The organism is Acrocarpospora corrugata (genome assembly GCF_009687845.1).
In the GTDB taxonomy this organism is placed as follows: Bacteria; Actinomycetota; Actinomycetes; order Streptosporangiales; family Streptosporangiaceae; genus Acrocarpospora; species Acrocarpospora corrugata.
Genome location: NZ_BLAD01000089.1, coordinates 28,080 through 51,012 on the forward strand (window position 1 = coordinate 28,080; position 22,933 = coordinate 51,012).

Annotated in this window: 16 protein-coding genes; 11 read left to right on the top strand and 5 right to left on the bottom strand. The window is 68.9% G+C overall.

The window, feature by feature from the left end; translation table 11 throughout:
• The first annotated feature begins 8 nt into the window (after positions 1 to 8).
• Positions 9 to 1,790, top strand: coding sequence for a lectin (locus Acor_RS34460; RefSeq protein WP_155340961.1), 1,782 nt, complete (start codon positions 9 to 11; stop codon positions 1,788 to 1,790).
• 83 nt (positions 1,791 to 1,873) lie between these two features.
• Positions 1,874 to 5,374, top strand: a complete 3,501-nt coding sequence (locus tag Acor_RS34465) for a ThuA domain-containing protein (protein ID WP_155340962.1) — start codon at positions 1,874 to 1,876, stop codon at positions 5,372 to 5,374.
• A 44-nt stretch (positions 5,375 to 5,418) separates the two neighbouring features.
• On the opposite strand, the gene Acor_RS34470 is transcribed toward Acor_RS34465, so the two are convergent.
• The gene (locus Acor_RS34470; RefSeq protein WP_246239515.1) at positions 5,419 to 5,925 is read right to left on the bottom strand and encodes a MarR family winged helix-turn-helix transcriptional regulator; all 507 of its coding nucleotides are present in this window, start codon (positions 5,923 to 5,925) and stop codon (positions 5,419 to 5,421) included.
• A 231-nt stretch (positions 5,926 to 6,156) separates the two neighbouring features.
• Here Acor_RS34470 and Acor_RS34475 point away from each other — a divergent pair, with 231 nt between their 5' ends.
• The gene (locus tag Acor_RS34475) at positions 6,157 to 7,473 is read left to right on the top strand and encodes an extracellular catalytic domain type 1 short-chain-length polyhydroxyalkanoate depolymerase (RefSeq protein WP_155340963.1); all 1,317 of its coding nucleotides are present in this window, start codon (positions 6,157 to 6,159) and stop codon (positions 7,471 to 7,473) included.
• Here the strand turns inward: Acor_RS34475 and Acor_RS34480 are convergent.
• Positions 7,463 to 8,296 (bottom strand): PaaX family transcriptional regulator, encoded by an 834-nt coding sequence (locus Acor_RS34480; protein ID WP_246239517.1) that lies wholly within the window; start codon positions 8,294 to 8,296, stop codon positions 7,463 to 7,465. The two genes, Acor_RS34475 and Acor_RS34480, sit on opposite strands and share 11 nt — an antisense overlap.
• A 72-nt stretch (positions 8,297 to 8,368) precedes the next feature.
• On the opposite strand from Acor_RS34480, the gene Acor_RS34485 reads away from it, so the two are divergent.
• From Acor_RS34485 to Acor_RS34495, 3 genes are all read left to right on the top strand, one after another.
• A complete protein-coding gene (locus Acor_RS34485; protein WP_155340964.1) occupies positions 8,369 to 9,235 on the top strand; it encodes an amidohydrolase family protein in 867 nt (288 codons plus the stop codon).
• Positions 9,236 to 9,326: 91 nt separating this feature from the next.
• Positions 9,327 to 10,652, top strand: coding sequence for an MFS transporter (locus Acor_RS34490; RefSeq protein ID WP_155340965.1), 1,326 nt, complete (start codon positions 9,327 to 9,329; stop codon positions 10,650 to 10,652).
• On the top strand, positions 10,645 to 12,180 hold the full coding sequence (locus tag Acor_RS34495; RefSeq protein WP_155340966.1) for an acyl-CoA synthetase: 1,536 nt from the start codon (positions 10,645 to 10,647) through the stop codon (positions 12,178 to 12,180). Before Acor_RS34490 ends, Acor_RS34495 begins: the two co-directional genes overlap by 8 nt.
• On the opposite strand, the gene Acor_RS34500 is transcribed toward Acor_RS34495, so the two are convergent.
• The gene (locus Acor_RS34500; protein WP_218034658.1) at positions 12,167 to 13,189 is read right to left on the bottom strand and encodes a LacI family DNA-binding transcriptional regulator; all 1,023 of its coding nucleotides are present in this window, start codon (positions 13,187 to 13,189) and stop codon (positions 12,167 to 12,169) included. The genes Acor_RS34495 and Acor_RS34500 overlap by 14 nt on opposite strands.
• A gap of 107 nt (positions 13,190 to 13,296) precedes the next feature.
• Here Acor_RS34500 and Acor_RS34505 point away from each other — a divergent pair, with 107 nt between their 5' ends.
• From Acor_RS34505 to Acor_RS34525, 5 genes are read left to right on the top strand one after another with little or no spacing between them, the layout of a single operon-like run.
• A complete protein-coding gene (locus tag Acor_RS34505) occupies positions 13,297 to 14,667 on the top strand; it encodes an ABC transporter substrate-binding protein (RefSeq protein WP_155340968.1) in 1,371 nt (456 codons plus the stop codon).
• A 1-nt stretch (position 14,668) separates the two neighbouring features.
• Positions 14,669 to 15,559: a carbohydrate ABC transporter permease gene (locus Acor_RS34510; RefSeq protein ID WP_218034659.1), complete on the top strand. Its 891-nt coding sequence runs from the start codon at positions 14,669 to 14,671 to the stop codon at positions 15,557 to 15,559.
• The gene (locus Acor_RS34515; protein ID WP_155340969.1) at positions 15,556 to 16,380 is read left to right on the top strand and encodes a carbohydrate ABC transporter permease; all 825 of its coding nucleotides are present in this window, start codon (positions 15,556 to 15,558) and stop codon (positions 16,378 to 16,380) included. Before Acor_RS34510 ends, Acor_RS34515 begins: the two co-directional genes overlap by 4 nt.
• Positions 16,377 to 17,231, top strand: a complete 855-nt coding sequence (locus Acor_RS34520; protein WP_155340970.1) for an ROK family protein — start codon at positions 16,377 to 16,379, stop codon at positions 17,229 to 17,231. The genes Acor_RS34515 and Acor_RS34520 overlap by 4 nt, the downstream gene beginning before the upstream one ends.
• The gene (locus tag Acor_RS34525) at positions 17,228 to 18,307 is read left to right on the top strand and encodes a glycoside hydrolase family 68 protein (protein ID WP_155340971.1); all 1,080 of its coding nucleotides are present in this window, start codon (positions 17,228 to 17,230) and stop codon (positions 18,305 to 18,307) included. Before Acor_RS34520 ends, Acor_RS34525 begins: the two co-directional genes overlap by 4 nt.
• Here Acor_RS34525 and Acor_RS34530 read toward each other — a convergent pair.
• Complete coding sequence (locus Acor_RS34530; protein ID WP_155340972.1) at positions 18,294 to 21,140, bottom strand: glycosyl hydrolase family 95 catalytic domain-containing protein; 2,847 nt, start codon at positions 21,138 to 21,140, stop codon at positions 18,294 to 18,296. The genes Acor_RS34525 and Acor_RS34530 overlap by 14 nt on opposite strands.
• A gap of 122 nt (positions 21,141 to 21,262) precedes the next feature.
• Positions 21,263 to 22,903 carry a glycoside hydrolase family 27 protein gene (locus tag Acor_RS34535; protein ID WP_155340973.1) on the bottom strand — a complete coding sequence of 547 codons (1,641 nt, stop codon included), beginning with the start codon at positions 22,901 to 22,903 and terminating at the stop codon, positions 21,263 to 21,265.
• Positions 22,904 to 22,933: the final 30 nt, after the last annotated feature.

The following is a 22,933-nucleotide window of genomic DNA, read 5'->3' on the forward strand; positions in this document are numbered from 1 at the left end:
GGACACTCATGCTGCGACAACTGATCCCCGCCACCCTCAGGCGCGCCGCCGGAAACGACCGGAGGGCATCGGTACCGCGACGCCTGTCGGTGACCGCGGTGGCGCTCACCGCCGCCGCGGCGACGGTGATCCCCGCCATCCCCGCCCAGGCCGCCGCCTTCAAGGTGCTGGTGTTCTCCAAGACGGCCGGGTTCCGGCACGACGCGATCCCCACCGGAATCCAGGCCATCCGCGACCTGGGGGGCGCCAACGACTTCACCGTGGACGCGACCGAGGACTCGAACGCCTTCAACGCGGCCAACCTCGCCCAGTACAAGGCGGTGGTGTTCCTCAACACCACCGGTGACGTGCTGAACGGCACCCAGCAGGCCTCCTTCCAGACGTACGTGGACGGCGGGGGCGGTTATGTGGGGGTGCACTCGGCCGCCGACACGGAGTACGGCTGGTCGTACTACGGGCAGCTGATGGGAGCCTGGTTCAACAACCACCCGGCGATCCAGCAGGCCACCGTACGGAACGAGGACCGGGCGCATGCCGCGACCGCTCAGCTGGGGACGACCTGGTCGCGTACCGACGAGTGGTACAACTTCCGCACCAACCCCCGTTCGAGTGCGCGGGTGCTGCAGAGCCTGGACGAAAGCAGCTACAGCGGCGGCGGCATGGGAGACCATCCGATCACGTGGTGCCATCCCCAGTCCTCCGGCCGCGCGTTCTACACCGGCTTGGGGCACACCCAGGAGTCGTACGCGGACTCGAACTTCCGCAACCTGCTGCTGGGCGGAATCCGGTACGCGGCCAAGGCGGCCAACGCCGACTGCCGTCCGGAGAACGGATACACGACGTTGTACAACGGGTCGACGACGGGCTGGTCGCAGGCCGGGCCCGGGTCGTTCGCGAACAGCGCCGCCACGCTGACCTCCCAGGGGGGCATGGGCATGCTGTGGTACAGCGCCAAGGAGTTCCGTTCCTACTCCCTCAAGCTCGACTGGCGGCTGACCGGCGACTCCAACTCGGGGGTGATCGTCGGATTCCCGGCCACCAGCGATGCGAACGCCGCGCTCAGCACCGGATATGAAGTGCAGATCGACGCGACCGACAGCGCGGACAAGACGACGGGCGCGATCTACGGCTTCAAGCCGGCGGACATCACCGCACGCGATGCGGCGCTCAATCCGCCGGGTCAGTGGAATACCTATGAGCTGCTGGTGGAGGGTGAGCGGCTGCAGGTGTTCCTGAACGGCACCAGGATCAACGATTTCACCAACACCGATCCGGTCCGCTCGCTCCAGCAGGGCTACCTCGGCATCCAGAACCACGGGTCCGGCGACGTGGCGTCCTTCCGCAACATCCGCGTCAAGGAACTGACCAGCGTCTCGCCCTCCCCGTCGCCTTCTCCGTCGCCCTCGGGGAGCGCCGGCGCGCTGCGGGGCGTGGCGTCGGGCAGGTGCCTGGATGTCAGCGGCGCCTCGCAGGCCAACGGCGCGCTCGCGCAGATCTGGGACTGCAACGGCCAGAACAACCAGCGGTGGACCTCCACCAGCGCGAGTGAGCTGCGGGTGTACGGCAACAAGTGCCTGGACGTGTCCGGCGGCGGCACCGCCAACGGCGCAGCCGTGATCATCTGGGACTGCAACGGCCAGAACAACCAGAAGTGGCAATTCAACTCCGACGGCAGCATCACCGCCATCGGGGCCGGCAAGTGCCTGGACGTGTCCGGCACCGCCAACGGCACCAGGGCGCAGATCTGGACCTGCAACGGCCAGAGCAACCAGAGATGGACCCGCGTCTGAGCCCATCCGCCATAACCGGCGAGCCGCCAAAAGCACCGAAGTGCCGCGGCGGCCGTTGCCGGTGACCCCCGAGGAGATCCTTCATGCGACGATCACGATTACTGTTCGCGCTGGCCGCCGCCCTGTCGGTGCTGTTGCCGTCCACGGTGCCGCTCACGGCGCATGCGGCCGCTCCCCAGTTCAAGGTGCTGCTGTTCAGCGAGACCGCGAGCGGCGCCTATCGGCACGACTCCATCCCCGCCGGCGTCGCGATGTTCCAGCAGATGGCGACCGACAACAACTTCCAGCTCGACCGCAGCGAGGACTCCGCCGTCTTCACGTCCGCGACGCTGAGCAGCTACGACGCGGTGATCATGTTCCAGACCAGCGGCATGGTGTGGGACAACGATGCCCAGCGTCAGGCCTTCCAGGCCTATGTGCGCGGCGGCCGCGGCGTCGTCGCGATCCACAACGCCACCGACATGAACATCGAGGCGCAGTTCCCCTGGTGGGACCAGGTCGCGCTGGCCGGCGCGCACATGACCGCGCATTCGGCGATCGTGCAGGGCACCGCCAAGGTGGCCGAAAAGGCTCACCCCTCCACCAGGGGGCTGCCTGATCGGTGGGTGCGCACGGAGGAGTGGTACAACTTCGACAAGAACCTGCGTGGCTCGGTGCACGTGCTGGTGACCGCGGATGAGACCACCTACGACGCGGGGTCCAGCAAGATGGGCGCCGACCACCCGATCTCCTGGTGTCACAACCCGGAGGGCGGCCGGGTGTGGGCCACCGCGATGGGCCACCAGGCGTCCTCCTACTCGGAGCCGCTGTTCAAGCAGCACCTGCTGGGCGCGGTGAGCTGGGCGGCGGGCGCGGCGCCGGGTGACTGCGGCGGCACGGTCGCGGCCCGGTTCCAGAAGGTGACCCTCGACGGCGCGCCGGACCAGCCGATGGAGCTGGACGTGGCCGCCGACGGCAGGGTCTTCTACATCTCCCGCTCGGGCAAGGTGAACATGATCCCCGCCAATGGCGGAGGCACCCGGGTCATCGGCACCCTGTCGGTGTACGACGGCGGTGAGGACGGCGGGGTCGGACTGGCGCTGGATCCGAACTTCGCCACCAACGGCTGGATCTACATCAACTATTCGCCGTCCAGCGGCGGTGAGGTGAACCGGGTGTCGCGGTTCACCTTCAACGGCACCAGCCTCGACCTGCCGAACGAGAAGAAGATCATCGAGGTTCCGGCGTACCGCAACGTCGACGAACCCGGCCACACCGGCGGCTACCTCGCGTTCGGCCCCGGCGGCAACCTGTACATCGGCCCGGGCGACGACACCAATCCAAACGGGTCCAGCGGCTATGCTCCGATCGACGAGCGGCAGGGCCGGGAGCACTACGACGCGCAGCGGTCCTCGGCGAACACCAACGACCTGCGCGGCAAGATCCTGCGCATCCACCCCGAGTCCGACGGCACCTACACGATTCCGTCCGGCAACCTGTTCGCGCCGGGCACCGCCAGGACACGGCCGGAGATCTACGCGATGGGTTTCCGCAACCCGTTCCGTTTCTCGGTCGACAAGGTCACCGGTTGGATCTCACTGGGGGACTATGGTCCTGACGCGGGGAGCGCCAATGCCAACCGTGGCCCAGAGGGCACGGTGGAGTGGAATCTGATCAAGCAGCCGGGCTTCTACGGCTGGCCGTACTGCGTCGGCAACAACATCCCGTTCAACGACTTCAACTTCGCCACCAACACCTCGGGGGGCAAGTTCTCCTGCTCGGCGCCGGTCAACAACTCGCCCAACAACACCGGCCTGACCAGCCTGCCCTCGGCACAGCCCGCGACCGTCTGGTACAACTACCACGCCTCGGCCGAGTTTCCGGAGATCAACTGTTGCGGCGGCGCGGCCGCGATGGGCGGGCCGTTCTACCGTTACGACCCGGCCAGCACCTCCGACCGCAAGTTCCCCGAGTACTTCAACGGCACGCCGTTCTTCTATGAATGGAGCCGTAACTTCGTCAAGGAGTTCCGCCTGGACTCCTCCGGCAACCTCCTGAAGATCAACCCCTTGGTGGCGCAGCTCGCCCCGCGTGCGCCGATCGACATGAAGTTCGGCCCGGACGGCGCCATGTACCTGGCCGACTGGGGCAACGGCTTCGGGCACGCGAACACCGACGACGGTATCTACCGCGTCGACTACGTGGCCGGGAACCGTGCCCCCGTCGCCAAGGCGGGCGCCAACCCCGACTCGGGCAGTGCGCCGCTGACGGTGGCGTTCTCCTCGGCCGGCTCGGCCGACCCCGACGGCGACGCGATCACCTACAGCTGGGACTTCGGCGACGGCGGAACCTCCACCAGTGCCAACCCGTCCCACACCTACCAGAGCAACGGCACCTACACCGCCAGCCTGACCGTACGGGACTCAGGTGGGAAAACGGGCAGTGTCACGTTGCCCGTCGTCGTCGGCAACACCCGTCCCCAGGTCGTCTTCGCGGCTCCGCCCGACGGCGGGTTCATCGACTTCGGCGACCGGGTGGCCTACACGATGAACGTCACCGACCCCGAGGACGGCGCCGTCGACTGCACCAAGGTCAACGTGATCACCGCGCTCGGCCACGACCAGCACGCCCATGACACGGGTCAGTACACCGGTTGCTCCGGGACGGTGACGACCACCGCCTCCGGCCATGACGAGGCGTCCAACGTCTACTATGTCCTGGCCGCCGACTACACCGACAGGGGCGGCCTGAAGGGCGACGCCGGCATCACGCTGCAGCCCAAGCACAAGCAGGCCGAGCATTTCACCGGCTCCGCCGGAGTCCGGATCGTCGACGAGCCGGGAGCCGAGGGCGGCAGACGCGTCGGCGACATCTCCAACAACGACTGGATCTCCTTCACGCCGGTCAACCTGTCCGGGATCGACACGGTGTCCTTCCGCGTATCGGCGCCGTCCGGCACCGGGGCGTCCATCGAGTTGCACGCCGACTCGCCGACCGGGACGCTCATCGCCTCCACTTCCGTGCCGGCGACCGGGGGATGGAACAGCTACGTGTCCCTGTCCGCTGTGCGAGTCACCGTCCCCGGGGGCACCCGCAATCTCTACGTCGTGTTCAAGGCGCCGTCGGCGAACGCGTTCGACGTCGACTCGATCACCTTCATCGGCAAGGGCGTCGCGGCGGGCGGCGGCACCCCCTCGCCCTCCCCGTCTCCTTCTCCTTCGGCGAGCACTGGTGCGCTGCGGGGCGCGGCGTCGGCGCGGTGCCTGGATGTCAACGGCGCCTCGCAGGCCAATGGCGCCCTGGCGCAGATCTGGGACTGCAACGGGCAGCCCAACCAGCAGTGGACCTCGACCGGCGCGAGTGAGCTGCGGGTGTACGGCAACAAGTGCCTGGATGTGAACGGGGCCGGGACGGCCGACGGCACCGCGGTGATCATCTGGGACTGCAACGGCCAGAACAACCAGAAGTGGCGGTTCAACTCCGACGGCAGCATCACCGCCATCGGGGCCGGCAAGTGCCTGAACGTGTCCGGCACCGCCAACGGAACTAAGGCGCAGATCTTGACCTGCAACGGCGGCACGAACCAGAAATGGAGCCGGGTATGACCGCGACATGACGTCCGACGCCACGGATCAATGGTCAGGATGCGTTATCGGTCCGTGGCGACGGAGTCGGGCCCGCCCTGCGGGGCAGAGGTGGGCGGGCGCAGGGCTCGCGTGCAGAGAGTGAGGCTCTCCGTCAGCGTGCCGCGCGTGGCGTCGTCGATCTCGGCGAGCATGTCCGCTTCGATGCCGTCGAGCGAACGGTCGCAGCGCCGCAGTGCCGTCTGTCCCTCACGGGTGAGATGGGCGCGGAGCACCCGGCCGCCGTCCGGGTGTGCGTCCCGGTGGATCAGGCCGCGTTGTTCCAGGTCGCGGACGACCAGGTTCATCGCCTGCGGCGTGACGAAGGCGATGCGGGCCAGTTCGGCCGAGGAGAGCCCGTCGCGCATGCGCAGCTCGCTGAGCGCCATGTATTCGGTCGTCGTGATGCCGTACCGGACGAGCGCCTCGTCGAGCCGGGCGCGGATGCGACGCTCCAGTCGGTAGACCAGGTAGCTCAGGCGGGGGCCCGGCTTGACCGGCTGGTCGGCTGCAGGAGTGCGGCGCGAGGTCACCGGATGACCATAACGGGCAATGTAAGTTTCGCGTCCTCAATATCAAGCTACTTGATAACAAAATGCTTGATAACCAGCGCAAGAACCGCTTTTTCCCCGGTGGAGCGTCATGATCCCGTACGAGCGCGGCTTGACCGCCCGCCGCCGGGGCTCCTATACCGGCTCTCATCAGGACGAGTCGGCGGCGCCGCGGCTTCGTGTAGCGAGCCAAGATCAAGCAGGGGAGAGCCGATGAAGCGATTGACCGCCGTACTCGCGGGCGCCGGTGCCGCAGTGCTGTGCGCCGCCACGATCCTGGTGGCCGGACAGCCCGCCGCCGCGGCCACTCTGACCGAGGTGACGAACTTCGGCGCCAACCCCGGCAACCTGCGGATGCACCTCTACGTGCCGGACAATGTGCAACCCAGCCCCGCGATCGTGCTCGCCATGCACGGTTGCGGAGGGTCAGGCCCGGGCTTCTACTCGGGTTCGGAGTTCCGGACCCTCGCCGACCAGTACGGCTTCATCGTCATCTACCCGTCGGCGTCCAAGAAGGGCAACTGCTTCGACTCCTGGTCGGCCGCGTCGCAGGTACGCGGCGGCGGCAGTGACCCGGTCTCGCTGCTGTCCATGATCACCTACACACGGCAGCGCCACAACGGCGACGCCGGCCGCATTTACGTCACCGGCACGTCCGCGGGCGGTATGGAAACCAACATCATGCTCGGCAACTATCCCGACGTCTTCAAGGCGGGGGCGGCGTTCATGGGCGTGCCGTTCGGCTGCTTCGCGAGCGAGTCCGACTACATTCCCTCGCCCGGCGCCAGCAACTGCGCCTCCGGGCGGATCAGCAAGACGCCCCAGCAGTGGGGAGACCTGGTCCGTGCCGCCTACCCCGGGTACAGCGGCGCCAGGCCGCGCGTCCAGCTCTGGCACGGCACCACGGACAACCTCGTCTACTACGCCACCCATCAGCAGGCGATCGATCAGTGGACCAACGTATTCGGCCTGAGCCAGACGCCCACCAGCACGGACACGCCGCAACCGAACTGGAACCGCCGCCGCTACGCCGACGGATCGGGCACGGCGCGGGTCGAGGCGTACAGCATCCAGGGGGCCGGCCACAGCCTGCCGATGAGCGGGATGGCCGCCGCCGCGATTCAGTTCTTCGGCCTCACCGGCGGGCCGAGCCCGTCACCGAGCCCTTCGCCGTCCCCCAGCCCTTCGCCGTCCCCGTCTCCCAACCCCGGGGCCGGGTGCAGGGTCACCTACCTTCCCACCACCTGGAACAACGGCTTCACCGCCGACGTCACTGTGACGAACACCGGCGCGACACCCGTCAACGGCTGGACCGTGACCTGGACATGGCCGGGGAACCAGCGGGTCACCGGCGCCTGGAACGCCACCGTTACCCAGTCCGGTTCCCAGGTCAGCGCGCGCAACCTCTCCTACAACGGCGCCATCGCCCCGCAGGCCGGGACCGGCTTCGGGTTCCAGGGCACGTACAGCGGCGCCAACGCGGCTCCGGCCGCGTTCGCGCTCAACGGGACCGCCTGCGTCATGGGGTGAGTTCGTCCAGGACGCCGTCGGCCACGTTCCGGGCGGGTCGCTCGTACTCTTCCGCGCGGGTGTGGAAGACCTGCTCGGCCCGGATCGCCGGCCAGTCCGCGGGGAGGTGTTCGGCCGGCAGGTGGGGATCCTGCCGGACGAGTTGCAGCCAGTCGGTGTGCAGCGACAGCTGCCGTACGAGATCGTCCGGTGCGTCGGGAAGTGGCCGGGTGACGTCCCACCTGGCGAGGAACGCCCGATAGCGCCGGGCGATCTGCTCGATGTCGAAGGCCTTGGCGACCAGGTCGGCGGCCTCGGTGGGTTTGAACGCCCTGGCGGTCAGGACCGTGACGTGGTCGTCCACGTCCAGCGCGTCGAACACGCCGGTGACCTCCTTCGCGCCCGGCGCGATCCACAGCCCGCTCTGCAGCGGGCCGAATCCGGCCCAGATGAGCCGGGACCGCAGGTCGTGGCGGGTGCTGCGCCGGCTGTCGGGCAGCGAGAATCCGACGACCGTCCAGGTGCCGTCCCAGTCGCGGTTCACCGCGCCGGTCTCCCAGATCCGTCTGCGCCCGTCCCTGAGCACCGCCACCGCGTGCGGGGTGAGCCCGAGGTACGCCCTGCGTCCCACCCGGTACCGGATCAGGAAATTGCGCTTCACCATGCGGGCGAGCGTGGACCGGACGGCCTCTTCTGAGACGCCGAGGCGGGCGAACACGTCGATGATGCTGCCCGAGGAGATGGCGGTGCCGCGGTCCAGCGCGTAGATGCCGAGGAAGCTGAATATCAGGGACTGCGGGCGCGTGGACGGCGCCGCCGGTTCGTCTTCGCCGCCGATGGTCACATTGAAAGCGTAGACGGGCCATATGTCAGGCACATAATTGACGGAAGTCAGATATATGCCCGAGGAGGGCTCATGAACGTCGACGAACTGGTCGCCATCGATGTGCACACGCACGCGGAGGTCTCCGCCGACGGGCACGCCTCGCTCAGTGACGGACTGGCCGGCGCCTCGGCGAAGTACTTCAAAGGGCACTCCCGGCCCACCATCCCCGAGATGGCCGCCTACTACCGCGAGCGCAGGATGGCGGCGGTGGTGTTCACCGTCGACGCCGAGCACGCCACCGGGCATCCGCGCATCTCCAACGAGGAGGTCGCGGAGAGTTGCGCCGCCCACGCCGACGTGCTCATCCCCTTCGCCAGCGTCGATCCGTGGAAGGGCAGGGCGGGCGTCCGCGAGGCACGCCGGCTCGTGGCCGAGTACGGCGTGCGCGGCTTCAAGTTCCATCCGAGCGTGCAGGGCATGGCGCCCGACGACCGGGCGGCCTACCCCCTCTACGAGGCGATCGAGGAGATGGGCGTACCGGCACTGTTCCACACCGGCCAGACCGGCATCGGCGCCGGCCTGCCCGGCGGAGGCGGGATCCGGCTGAAGTACTCCAACCCGATGCTGGTCGACGACGTCGCCGTGGACTTCCCCGAGTTGCGGATCATCCTCGCTCATCCGTCCTTCCCCTGGCAGGACGAGGCCCTGGCGGTCGCCACGCACAAGCCGTACGTGTACATCGACCTGTCCGGATGGTCGCCGAAGTACTTCCCCCCACAGCTCATCCGGTACGCCAACACGCTGCTGAAGGACAGAGTCCTCTTCGGATCCGACTACCCGATGATCACTCCGGACCGATGGCTCGCCGAGTTCGACGCCCTCGACATCAAGCCCGAGGTCCGCCCGAAGATCGTCAAGGGCAACGCCGTACGCCTGCTCGGGCTCGGCGCCTCCTAATGCTGGGCAAAGGATTGACGTCCGTCATGAATGTGCCTAACCTCCGGGCAGGCAAGCGCAGCGGCTCACTCTCGGACTGAGGAGCTCGGTCATGACGAACCCGCCGGTCTCACCCCCCAACCAGGTTCAGCTCCATCGCGCGGTGGCCTCCAGTTTCCTGGGCAGCGTCATCGAGTACTACGACTTCCTGCTGTACGCCACGGCCTCGGCGGTGGTCTTCGGCAAGGTCTTCTTCTCCTCGCTCGACCCGCTCACGGCCACGGTCGCCAGCTTCGGCACCTTCGCCACGGGGTACCTCGCCAGGCCGCTCGGCGGAGTGATCTTCGGTCACTTCGGCGACCGGCTCGGCCGCAAGCGCATGCTGATCCTGACCATGACCCTGATGGGTCTCGCCAGCTTCCTCATCGGTGTGCTTCCCACCTACGAGCAGATCGGCGTCCTCGCCCCCATCGCCCTCGTCGCCCTTCGCGTACTGCAGGGCGTCGCCATCGGCGGCGAATGGGGAGGCGCCGTGCTGATGTCCGCCGAGCACGCGACCAGCCGCCGCGGCCTCTGGGCGAGCTTCACCAACGCCGGCGCCCCGTTCGGGATGGTGCTCTCCACCGGCGTGCTCAGCGGCGCCGCGGCCGTCCTGGGCGAGGAGGCGTTCCTGAGCTGGGGCTGGCGGGTGCCGTTCCTGCTGAGCGTGCTCCTGCTGGCGGTCGGCCTGTTCGTCCGGCTGCGGGTCGAGGAGACCCCCGTGTTCGAAGCGGCATCCGGCCGTCCCGGCCGGATGCCGCTGCTGGAGGTGTTCCGCCACCATCCGAGGACGCTGCTTCTCGGGGTGGGCGTCGGACTGGCCGCCTTCGTGGCCCAGGGCACGCTGACCACCTATCTCATCGCGTACGGCGTCCGGACCGGTTTCACCCGGCAGGCGGTGCTGAACGGCCTCACGCTCTCCTCCGCGCTGGCCGTGGTGAGCATCATCGGCTGGTCGGCCCTCTCGGACCGGGTCGGACGCCGTCCGGTCGTGCTGGCGGGCGCGCTGCTCATGGCCGGGTTCGGCTTCGTCCTGTTCCCGATGGTGAACACCGGCAGCGTCGCCGTGCTCACCATCGCGCTGGTGCTGGGCCAGGCGGTCATCCACCCGCTGATGTACGGCCCGCTCGCGGCGATGTACGCCGAACTCTTCCCCACCAGGAACCGCTACACCGGCGCCTCGCTCGGCTACCAGCTCGCCGGACTCGGCGCCGGGCTGGGCCCACTGCTGTTCGCCCAGCTGGACGCGTCGTCCGGAGGCGGCAGCACGACGACGATCTCGGTGATCATCGCCGGCTGCTGCCTGCTGACCGTCGTCTGCGTGCTGGCCCTGCGCGAGACCAGCACCGACGACCTCACCTCGGACACCCCGGCGGTCCCCGCCGCCACCGATGCGTAACGCCGGCCTCGGCGGCTGGCCCGCCCGCCGGGCCCAGATGAGCCCCGGCCGCACCGCGTTCGTCCTCGCGGACCGGTCGTTCAGCTACGCCGACGTCCACCAGCGGGCGACCCGCCTGGCGGCGCGGATGCGCGAGGCCGGGATCCGGGCGGGGGACCGGGTCGCCTACCTCGGCCCCAACCACGTCGCCTTCGCCGAGACCATGTTCGCCACCCACATGCTGGGCGGCGTCTTCGTCCCGCTGAACTTCCGGCTGACCGCGCCCGAGATCGCCTACCTGCTTCGGCACTCGGGCGCCTCCCTCCTCGTCTACGACCCCGGCTGCGCGGAGGCGGTGCGCGGCTTGCCCGGTCCCCGCACGGTCGTGGCCTTACGGTCGCCCGCCCCAGGGGAGCACGATTTCGAGACCTGGGCGTCGCAGGGCGATCCCGATCCCCTCGACGTCCCGGTGGCGCTCGACGACGTCGCCCTGATCCTCTACACCTCCGGCACCACCGGCCGTCCCAAGGGCGCCATGCTCAGCCACGCCAACCTGGTGTGGAACTGCTTGAACATGATGGTCGGCGTGGACGTGACCAGCACCGAGGTGACGCTGATCAGCGCGCCGCTCTTCCACGTCGCGGCCCTGAACCAGACGCTGCTGCCGACCTTCCTCAAGGGCGGCACCTCCGTGATCATGCCCTCCTGGGACGCCGGGCTCTGCTACGACCTGATCGAGAAGCACCGCGTCACGTGGATGTTCGGCGTCACCACGATGTTCGCCGACTTCGCCCGGTCACCCCGCTGGGCCGACGCCGACCTCTCGTCGCTGCGCACCCTCATGTCCGGCGGCGCGGCCATCCCGGTGACTCTGATCCGCGCCTACCAGGACAGGGGCCTGGTCTTCTGCCAGGGTTACGGACTGACCGAGACCGCACCCGGCGCGACCTTCCTCGACGCGGGCGAGAGCGTGCGCAAAGTGGGCTCGGCCGGAGTCCCCGTCTTCTTCGCCAACGTGCGTGTGCTCCGTCCCGACCGCACTCCCGCGGCGGCCGGGGAGCCCGGCGAGGTGCTCATCCAGGGGCCGAACGTCACGCCCGGCTACTGGCGGGACCCGGAGGCGACCGCCGCGGTACTGAACGAAGACGGCTGGTTCCACTCCGGCGACATCGGGGTCGTGGACGACGAGGGCCATCTGACCATCGTCGACCGGGTCCAGGACATGTACATCTCCGGCGGGGAGAACGTCTACCCGGCGGAGGTCGAAGGCGTGCTCTTCGCGCATCCGGCCGTGGCGGAGGCCGCGGTGGTGGGGATGCCCGACCAGAAGTGGGGCGAGGTGGGCCGCGCCTTCGTGGTCCCCCGGCCCGGTGCCGCCGTCACTCCCGGGGAACTGACGGCCTTCCTCCGTCCTCGGCTCGCGAAGTACAAGATCCCCGTCTGTTTCGAGATCGTCGACGCGCTGCCGAAGACAGGCTCGGGCAAGATCCGCAAAGCCGAACTGCGCAACCGTCCCCTGCCTGGACGCCCGCGGGTCACCGGGGCTTGACCGAGTCCCGGTGCCGTACCGGCATGGCGACCCGGTGCACCTGGCCGGGTTCGGCCTCCTCGCCCATCTGGTCGAACAGCACCTGCACCGCCTTGCGCCCCAGCTCGTAATGGGGCAACGCCACGGTCGTCAGCTTGGGCCGCATCCACGACGCGATGGGGTGGTCGTCGAACGACACCACCGACACGTCGTCGGGAACCGAGAGCCCGGCGTCGGCCAACGCCTGGTAGGCGCCCAGGGCCAGCCGGTCGTTGAGGCAGATCAGCGCCCGGGGGCGGTGGTCGGCCAGCAGGGACCGGGTCGCGGCCAGGCCCTCTTCCGGCTGCCACTCGGCGCAGGCGCGGGCTCCGGCGATCTTCAGGCCGGTCTCTCTGATGCCGACCAGGCGTTCCACCGCCGCGACGCTGGCGGCGGGCCCGTCGCGCAACCTAGGACCCGCCCCGATCAGGTAGACCCCCTCGTGGTGGCCTGCCTCCAGCAGCAGCCGGGCGGCCGAACGCCCGGCCCCCACCTCGTCGGGCACGATCGAGGGCAGGCCGGAGGCCGGCTTTGGCAGCGCGTTGAGCAGTACGGCGGGCCCGATGTCCTTCGGGACCTTGATCGTCCGGGTGTACATGGCGGCCAGGATGATGCCGTCTACCTGGCGGTCCTGCATGGCGTGCAGCAGGCCGCGCTCCAGTGCGGGATCGCCCTCGGTCTCACCGATGAACAACATCACTCCGCGTTCGCGGGCGGCCTCCAGGGCGCCCTTGATCATGTCTCCGGCGAGGCGGGACGTCGCGACGGTGTCGGAGACGAAGCCGATCGTCCGGCTCGTTCCTGTTCGCAATCCGACGGAGACCGCGTTGGGGCGATAGCCCAACTCATCCGCCGCACGCAGTACCCTCTGCTCGACGTCGTGGGAAATGCGCAGCTCACGGCCCCTGCCCGTCATCACGAGCGAGGCGGTGGTACGGGACACTCCGGCCGCCTGGGCCAGGTCGGCCAAAGTGACCCGGGGTCGACTCACGGGGGAGGCCTCCAACATTCCAACCGAATTACGGGGTCTTGACACCGTCGGATACGCACGGTGAGACTATCGCATCGCTAATCCGATTTAGCAAAGGGAGACGCGCTATGTCTCGTCGAGTTCACTCCCGCCGGAGCCGCATGGCGATGGTGGTCATCCTGGGGGGAAGCCTGGCCGCCGCCTGCGCGGCGCCGGGAAGCGGCAACGCGCAACCGACGGCCCCGGCGTCGTCGGCGTCGTCGTTGTCGGCCGCGCCGACCTGCGGCACCGCGCCGGTCACGCTGAAGGGCTACTTCGAAACCGGATTCCCCCTGCCGAAGGCGCTCACCACCGAGTTCACCAAGCAACACCCGAACGTCACCTGGGACATCCGCGAAGACCAGTTCGCGGTGATCACCCAGAACGCCCCGCGCGTGCTGGCCGACGACCCGCCGGACCTCATGCGCCTCCCCCAGGTCTCCGAACTGGTCAAGAACAACCTCCTCAAGAACCTCGACGAGTACGCCAAGGTCTACGGCTGGGACCAGTGGCCCGCCTCCCAGCTCGAACAGATGCGCCTGGCTCCCGGCGGGGCCGTGCGAGGTGAGGGCTCCCTCTACGCCATGGGCCTGAACTTCTCCATGACCGGCGTGTTCTACAACAAGAAGCTGGCCGAGCAGATCGGCATGACCGCTCCGCCGGAGACCCTCGCCGACCTCGACGCCGCCCTGGCCAAGGCCAAGGAGGCGGGCCTGGCCCCGATCGCCCAGTTCAACGGCGGCGCGACCGGCGGCCTGGCCTTCCCGCTCCAGAACCTGATGGCCTCCTACGGGCCGTCCGCGCCGATCAACGACTGGATCTTCCAGAAGCCCGGCGCGAGCATCGACACCCCATCCAACCTCCAGGCGACTCAGCACCTGCAGAAGTGGATCAAGGCCGGGTACTTCTGGAAGGACGTCAACGCCGTCGACTACGCCACGATGATGAGCCGCTTCATCGGCGGCGACGGTGTGTTCATGTTCGACGGCGACTGGGAGTCGGGCAATCTCGACAAGCAGCTGGCGGGCGACATCGGCTTCTTCCTGATGCCACCGGCCCAGGCCGGCGGCAAGCGGGCCGCCATGTCGGCTCCGCTGACGTTCGGCATCGGCGCGAACGCCAAGAACGCCGACTGCGCCGCCGAGTTCCTCGACTGGGTCGCCACCGACACGCAGGCCCGCACGATCGGCGTCCAGGTCGGCGGCTCCCACCCGATGGGCCCGGCCGACGGGCCGATGCCGCCGGTCGCGGCGGGCACCGTCACCGAGAGCACCCTCGCGGCGGGCGCGCAGATCGCGCAGGACAACGGCGCGATGGACTTCATCGCCAACGCCACCGGCGCGATCTACGCCAAGAGCTGGACCCCGAACCTGCAGAAGCTGGTGGCCGGGGAGCAGACCCCCGAAGGCCTGCTCAAGAGCGTGCAGAGCGACTACCAGAGCCAGGTCAAGGGAGGCTGAGGTGAAGGCGGCCGTGAAACGCCGGAACGAGTCGAGATGGGCCGGCTGGTTGTTCGTGCTGCCCGCGGCCGCGTTCTACGTCATGTTCGTGATCCAGCCGCTGGTCATGACGGTGCAGTACTCGCTCTACAAGTGGGACGGCATCGGCGTGGCCACCTGGACCGGGGTCGCGAACTACCTGCGGGTCTTCACCGACCCCGACCTGTTCGCCGCGATCCTCAACGCGGTGAAACTGATCGTGTTCTTCAGCGCGGTCCCGGTCGTGCTCGGGCTGGCCATCGCGGCGACGATCCGGCGCATCGCCGCCACCCGTCTCGCGCTGGTGGCCCGTACGGTCATCTTCCTGCCGCAGGTGATCCCGCTGGTCGCGGCCGGGATCACCTGGAGCTGGCTGCTGTCCTCGACCGGGCTGGTGAACCAGCTCCTCACGGCCATCGGACTGGAGAAGATCACCCGCGCCTGGCTGGGCGACTTCTCGACGGCGCTGCCGGCGGTCGGGGTGATCGGCGCCTGGGTGCTCCTGGGACTGTGCACGCTCCTGCTGCTGGCCGGGATGAGCAAGATCGACCCGGCACTGTACGAGGCCGCGCGCCTCGACGGCGCCGGCGCGTTCCGGGAGTTCTTCTCGATCACCCTGCCCAGCCTGCGGCAGGAGATCGGCGTCTGCGTCACCGTCACGGTCGTGGCCGCGCTGGCCAGCTTCGACATCGTCTACATCTCGACCCAGGGCGGGCCAGGCAACGCCAGCATGGTGCCCGGCCTGGAGATCTACTACCTGGCCTTCTCCGAACGCCAGGTCGGCCTCGCCTCGGCCCTCGCGGTGATCCTCACCGTGCTGGTGATCGCGTGCGCGCTGCCGATCCAGTGGCTCACCAGGGACCGCGAATCATGAAAATCGCTCGCCGTGAGGCATGGACGGGCCGGGTGCTGCTGCTGGTGCTGATGGCGGCCACGCTGATGCCGTTCCTCAGCCTCCTCGTCACCGCGCTCCACCCGTCGGGCAGCTACCCGCTGGGCCTGGAGTGGCCCGACGACCCGCAGTGGGGCAACTTCGCCACCGCGTTCACCGCCGCCCGGATGACCGAACTGCTGAAGTCCAGCGTGCTGATCGTGCTCGGGGTGGTGCCGATCTCGCTGGTCGTGGCCACCATGGCCGGATTCGCCATCGGGCATCTGCGCATCCCCGGGCGGCGGTTCGTCTTCCTGGCGTTCGCGCTGGGGCTGACGTTGCCGTTCGAGGGCATCATCACGCCGCTCTACTACCTGGTGCGCGACATGGGCGTGCTGAACACCCGATGGGCGATCATCCTGCCGCTGATCGGGCTGTTCATGCCGTTCTCGGTGTTCTGGATGCGGGCCCACTTCGTGAACATGCCCGAGGAATTGTCGGAGAGCGCCCGCATCGACGGCGCCGGGACCTGGCAGCTCTTCTGGCGGGTGCACGTGCCGCTGGCCGCCCCGGCGACCTCGTCGCTGGCGATCCTGCTGTTTCTGTGGACGTGGAACCAGTTCCTGCTGGCCATCGTGCTGGTCGACGACCCGCTGCAGCGCACGATGTCCGGTGCCCTGGGCGCCTTCCAGGGACAGTGGGGCACCGACATCCCCCTGCTGTGCGCGGGCTCGCTGCTCATCCTGACGCCGACGCTCACCGTGTTCCTGATCTTCCAGCGCCGTTTCGTCACGGCCCTGCTCCAAGGTTCACTGAAGGGATGAACATGTACGGAGCCGTCGAGGCCGGCGGCACGAAATGGGTGTGCGCGCTGGTCGACGCCGAAGGAACGATCGTGGCCACCGAAGTGGTCCCGACGACCACCCCCGATGAGACGATCCCGGCGGCCCTCGCGTTCTTCCGCCGCCACCCGGCCCCGGCGGCGGTCGGGATCGCCACCTTCGGACCCGTCGACCTGGCGACCGGGCACCTCACCGCCACTCCCAAACCCGGCTGGTCGGGGGCCGACGTCGTGACCCCGTTCCGAGCGGGCCTGGGCGTGCCGGTCGCGCTCGACACCGACGTGAACGGCGCGGCGGTCGGCGAATGGCGTCATGGCGCCGGGCGAGGACTGCACACGCTCGCCTATATGACGGTCGGCACCGGAATCGGGGTGGGCGTCATCGCGCACGGGCGGCCCCTGCACGGGCGCGCCCACCCGGAGGCCGGGCACATGCGCGTCCCCCACGACACCGCCCGTGACCCTTTTCCCGGCGTCTGCCCCTTCCACGGCGACTGCCTCGAAGGGCTGGCGTCGGGGACGTCGATGCGGCAGCGCTGGGGGCGGCCCGCACCAGAACTCGGGGACGGCGAACCCTGGGAGCTGGAGGCCGAATATCTGGCGCTGGCCGTACACAATCTGGCCTCGACCCTGTCCCCGCAGGCGGTGATCATCGGCGGTGGGGTCGGCGGCAGGCCCGGTCTGCTCGACCTGGTCAGGGCACGCGCGGCCGAACTGGCCGGCGGCTACCCGCTCGACACCGTCATCATCCCGCCTGCACTCGGAAACCTGTCCGGCGTCACCGGCGCGGCGGAACTGGCCCGCGCGGCCCTCAACGAAATCGAGAACGAGTGAGCACGACGACCCGGTGGACGCGGCGCCACCTCGACCTGATCACCGAGGACCCCGTGACGACCGCACCGCCCATCCTCGGCCCCGTCGAGGCGGCGCTGCCCGGACTGGACCTGTGGGACATGTGGCCGATCCAGGAAGAGGACAACGCCACCGCCCTCTTCGACGGCCGCGAACTCTGGATGGGCCTGACCGCTCCGGCGGCCGGCCATCCGGAGGACCGCCACGACGTCGCCCGCATCCGGCTGCTCGCCCTGGACGAAGGCAAGTGGATCGACCTCGGGAACCTCTTCCCCGACGGCGAGTCGCCGGGCAGCCGCGAGTGGTCCGGCACGGCGATCCGGCGTGCGGACGGCACGGTCTCGGTCTTCTACACGGCGACCGGGCATCGCGGCGAGAGGCGGCCCACCTTCGTTCAGCGGGTGTTCGAGGCCCGGCTGCCACTCGCGCCCGGCCAATCCAGATCGGCCGAGCATCGGGAGATCGTGCTTCCCGACCGGCGGTTCTATCTACCGGCGGACGAGGTCGAGGGCGGGCCGGGGAGGATCCGGGCCTTCCGTGACCCGGCCTGGTTCCGGGGCCGCCTGCTGATCGCGGCCTCGATCCCGTGGGAGGACCGCCACATGGGCGCCATCGCGCTGACCGGCCCCGAGTCCGAAGGGTGGCCGCCGCGCCCGCCGCTCCTGGTCGCCGACGGGATCAACCGTGAGATCGAACGCCCCCACGTCGTGGTGCACGACGGCCTCCATTACCTGTTCTTCTGCACCCACCGCCAGTCGTTCGAACCGGCGGGCGCCGCCCCGACCGGCCTGTACGGCTTCGTCTCGCCGACCCTGGAGGGCCCCTACGAACCCTTGAACGGTTCCGGCCTGGTCATCGGGAACCCGGCGGATCAGCCCGACCAGGCCTATGCCTGGATGGTGCTCGGCGACCTGCGCGTGGTCAGCTTCCTGGACTACCGGGGCCCGGTCGACCGGGCCCATTTCGGCGGGACGCCGGCCCCGATGTTGAGGCTGCGCCTGGACGGCCCCCGTACCCGGCTGACCGAGGACGGGGGTGCTGCGGTCACACGTTTGTGATCGTCCATTGGTTATTGGTGTTGTTGTTCGGCGCCCACATGGCCACGGTGGAGCCGGCGGTGCCGTTGCCCATGCCGTCCAGCGCCGTGCCGGTGCCGCGGTTGATGAGCTGGTAGCGGCCGTTTCCGGTGCTGTTGAGGCGCCACTGCTGGTTGTTGCCGCCGCTCCAGGCGGCCTGCCGGGCGCTCGCGCCGTTGGCCGTGTTGCCCCAGCTGTCGACGACCATGCCATTGCTGCGGTTGACGATGCGGTACCAGCCGCTGCCCAGGTCGACGAGCTGCCACTGCAGGTTGGTGCTGCCGTCGTAGTTCCACTGCTTGACCACCGAGCCGGAGGCGACGTTGCCGCCGCTGTCGAGCACCAGGCCGGTGGTCCCGTTGGCGATCCGGACGTAGGTCGCCGGTGGTGCGCCGGTCCCGGTCAGACGGTATGTGCGTCCCGCCTGGCCCGTCAGGGTGATGACGTCGGACTCGGGTTTGGTGACGGTGACGGTGCCGCCGGTCGTGGTGTCGACCACCTGGTAGGTGCCGGTGAAGATCCGGTTGCGGACGTTGACCGTGCCGTTGCGGTCGAACCTGACCAGGATCTCGGTGGCCGTGCCGGAGCTCCACGCCGTGTCCACGGTGTATCCGCCGCGTCCCCGCAGACCCTGCACCTTTCCGGTCGGCCACGCGGACGGAAGCGCCGGGAGCACGTGCAACTCGCCGTTGTGGCTCTGGAGCAGCATCTCCGCGATGCCGGACGTCGCGCCGAAGTTGCCGTCGATCTGGAACGGGGGGTGCAGGTCGAACATGTTCGGTGCGAGCCGGGCCGTCGTCACCAGCAGCCGGAGCAGGGTGTGCGCGCGGGCGCCTTCCTCCATCCGCGCCCAGTAGTTGATCTTCCAGGCGAGTGACCAGCCGGTGCCGTCGTCGCCGCGCAGTTCGAGGGTACGCCGCGCGGCGGCGTACAGGGCCGGGGTGCCGCGCTTGGTGATCTGGTTGCTGGGATGCAGGCCGTAGAGGTGGGAGACGTGCCGGTGGGCGGGTTCGGTCTCGACCCAGTCGTACAACCACTCCTGGATGTTGCCGCGTGATCCGGTCTTCATCGGCGGCAGCCGGTCCCGGGCGGCCAGGACCTGCGCGCGGAATTCGGCGTCGACGCCGAGCGCCTGGCCTGCCTTGGCGCAGCCGTTGAACAGGTCACGCAGGATCTGGTTGTCCATCGTGGGGCCGGCGCAGACGCTGACGCCGCTGTGGTGGGCCAGTTCCGGGGAGTTCGACGGGTTCGTGACCAGATATCCGAGGCTCGGCTCCGGCACGAGCGTCTCCAGGAAGAACTGCGCCGCGCCCTTCATGGCGGGGTAGTACGTCCGGAGGAAGTCCAGGTCACCGGTGAAGGTGTAGTGCTCCCAGATCAGGGTGGCCAGCCACGCGCCGCCGGTCTGCCACATCCCCCACAGGGCGCCGTCGACGACGGAGCTGCCCCGCCACGCGTCGGTGTTGTGATGGGTCACCCAGCCACCGGCGTTGTACTGGACCCGGGCGGTGCGGGCGCCGGTGACCGCGAGATCGTTGATGATTCTGAACACCGGTTCGTAGCACTCCGACAGGTTCGTCGTGTCGGCCGGCCAGTAGTTCATCGGCAGGTTGGCGTTGATCGTGTACTTCGAGTCCCAACTCGGTGTCAGCGAGTCGTTCCAGATGCCCTGCAGGTTGGCCGGTTGCGTGCCGGGCCGGGAAGAGGAGACCAGCAGGTAGCGGCCGAACTGGAACAGCAGCACCGAGAACTGCGGGTCGTTGACACTGTTGTGCTGCGCGATCCGCACGTCGGTCGGCTGGTCGGCCGCCGCGGTGCGGCCGAGGTCGAGCGTTGTGCGGCCGAACAGGCGCTGGTAGTCGGTGACGTGCCGGGCCCGCAGGTCGTCGTAGGTCCGGCCGGCGGCGGCGTTGAGATGCTGGCGTGCGATCCCCTGGTAGTCTCCGCCGACGTCGCGGTAGGTGCGGTAGCTGGAGCCGATGGAGATCAGCACCGTCACGCTGCTGGCCGACCTCACCTGGAGGGTGCCGCCGGAACTGGTGACGGTGCCGCCGTCGGTGACCGCACGGGCCAGGGCCAGGAACCGGACCGATCCGGTCACGCCTTCCATGTCGCCCGAGATGCCGTCGAGTGCCACCGTGGCGCCGTCCGGGCTGGAGCGAGTGGCGCGCTGGGGGCTGTCGAAGGTCGCGGAGAACGTGATCGAGCCGGGTCTGTCGGCGGTCAGGCGGATGGCGATCACCTGGTCCGGAGCGCTCGCGAGCGTCTCGCGCCGGTACCGGATGCCGTTCTGCAGGTACGACACGGCCGTGGTGGCGGTGGTCAGGTCGAGGTAGCGGATGTACTCCGAGACCCCGGTCGTGCCGCCGAAGCTGAGTCGCAGGTTGCCGACGGTCTGGTAGGCCAGCTGACCGGCGGGCCTGCCGAGCATGTTCTGGTCGATCAGGGTCTGGGCCTGGCTCCACTGGTTCTGGAAGACGAGCTGCCGGATCTGTCCGAGCGCCGCCGCGCCCCTGGTGTTGCTCTGGTCGTACGGTCCGCCGGCCCAGACGGTGTCCTCGTTGAGCTGCAGTCTTTCGGTGTCGACGTTGCCGAACACCATGGCGCCCAGGCGGCCGTTGCCGATCGGCAGCGCACGCAGCCAGTCGGTTCCGGCGCTCTCGTCGTACCACAGGGCCAGATCGTTGACGGCGCCCACTTCTGGCGGGGGCGCCGAGGCGGCCCTCGCCGCCGCCGTCCATGGCAGCGGCAGCAGCGCGGCTCCCGCACCGGTGGCGCCGAGTTTCAGGACTTGTCTGCGCGAGATATCAGACATCTCGGTTCTCTTTCTCATGGAGATCACGGTCGGCCGGCCACTGGCTCGCCGCCGCGGTGGCCGCGGCGGCGGCGAGCAGGCTCCAGTGGCTCACGTGGTACGAAGATCGGACATTGAGCGCGTCAGCGAGTCCACCGTTGGTTGGCGGCGCTGGTACATGTCCAGATCTGGAGTCTGGCGTTGTTGGCCGTGGCGTTGCCGGCCACGTCCAGGCACTTGTTCGCGCCGATGGCGGTGATGCTGCCGTCGGTGTTGAAGCGCCATTTCTGGTTGTTCTGGCCGTTGCAGTCCCAGATGATGACGCCGCTGCCGTCGGCGGTGCCGTTGTTGTTGACGTCCAGGCACTTGTTGCCGTAGACCCGCAGCTCACCGGCCGTGGTGGAGGTCCACTGCTGGTTGTTCTGGCCATTGCAGTCCCAGATCACCACCTGTGTGCCGTTGGTCTGGGAGGCGCCGGTGACGTCGACGCACCGGTTCGACCCCACCCCCCGGATCGGGCTCGTGGAGGCGGAGGGGGAGGGGGTGGGATTGGGCGTGCCGCCGCTGACCCGGAACACGACTGTGCCGTGGGACGGCACGCTCGCCGCGATCGTCCCGGTGGTCGAGGTGACGGCGTTCGTCCAGGCGTCCCGCAGGTTGAACGAGTTGCCCGACAGGCCGATGGCGGAGGCGGTGGTGCTGATCGTGACGGTGCTGCCGCCCTGGTTGAAGAGCGCGACCGCGACGTCGCCGTTGTTCAGCCGTTTGGCCAGGATCCTGCGGGTGCCGTCGTTGCCGACCTGGGTTGCCTGGAGGCCGAGCGGGTCCTGGTTGATGGCGATCAGGTGCTGGTTCTTCATGATCGTCGCGGTCGCGTTGTCCATGTTCCGGACGTCGTTGCCGGCGATCAGGGGAGAGGCCATGATCGCCCAAAGGGCGAAGTGGCTGCGCATCTCGGTGTCGGTCATGCCGCCCCGGCCGACCACCATCATGTCGGGGTCGTTGAACTGCCCCGGCGCGGCGTAGCCCGACAACGGCGCGTTGACGTTGACGATGTTCTGGATGCCCATCGGGTAACCGTTGGTCTGACCGGAGTTCCAGACGTTGGTGATGTCCTCGGTCGTCCGCCAGATGTTGGCGACGTCGCCCCAATTCCGCTGCGGGCCGGTCTTGGCATGGATGCTGTTGGGGTTGATGCTGTAGAGGATCGGCCGCCCGGTCGCCGCCAGCGCGTCCCGCATCTTGGCGAAGGTGCGCACCTGGTCGTCGATGGTGCCGGTGGGGGAGCACCAGTCGTACTTGAGATAGTCCACGCCCCAGGCCGCGAACTGCCGGGCGTCCTGGACCTCGTGGTTGAGGCTGCCCGTCGCGCCCGGGTAGGAGCCGAAGTACTGGGCGCAGGTACGGTCCAGCGGCACCTGGTAGAGGCCGAACTTCAGGCCCCGGGCGTGCAGGTAGTCGCCGAGCGCCTTCATTCCGCTCGGGAATCGCGACAGGTTGGCCTGGAGGTTCCCGGCGGAGTCGCGATTGGGGTCGAACCAGCAGTCATCGACCACGACGTACTGATATCCCAGGTCGCGCATGCCGTTGCTGACGAGCGCGTCGGCGGTCTGCCGGATCAGGGTCTCGTTGATGTTGCAGCCGAAGGTGTTCCAGGTGTTCCACCCCATCGGCGGGGTACGGCCCACGCCGTTGTTGAGTGCCTGCGCGGGAACGGCCGGGGTGACCGCCACCATCGCCGCCACCGCGGCGATCAGCAGTGCGCGTGTTCGTTTCCTTCTCATGGACATCGCTCCTTGACGGGTGGAGGCCGG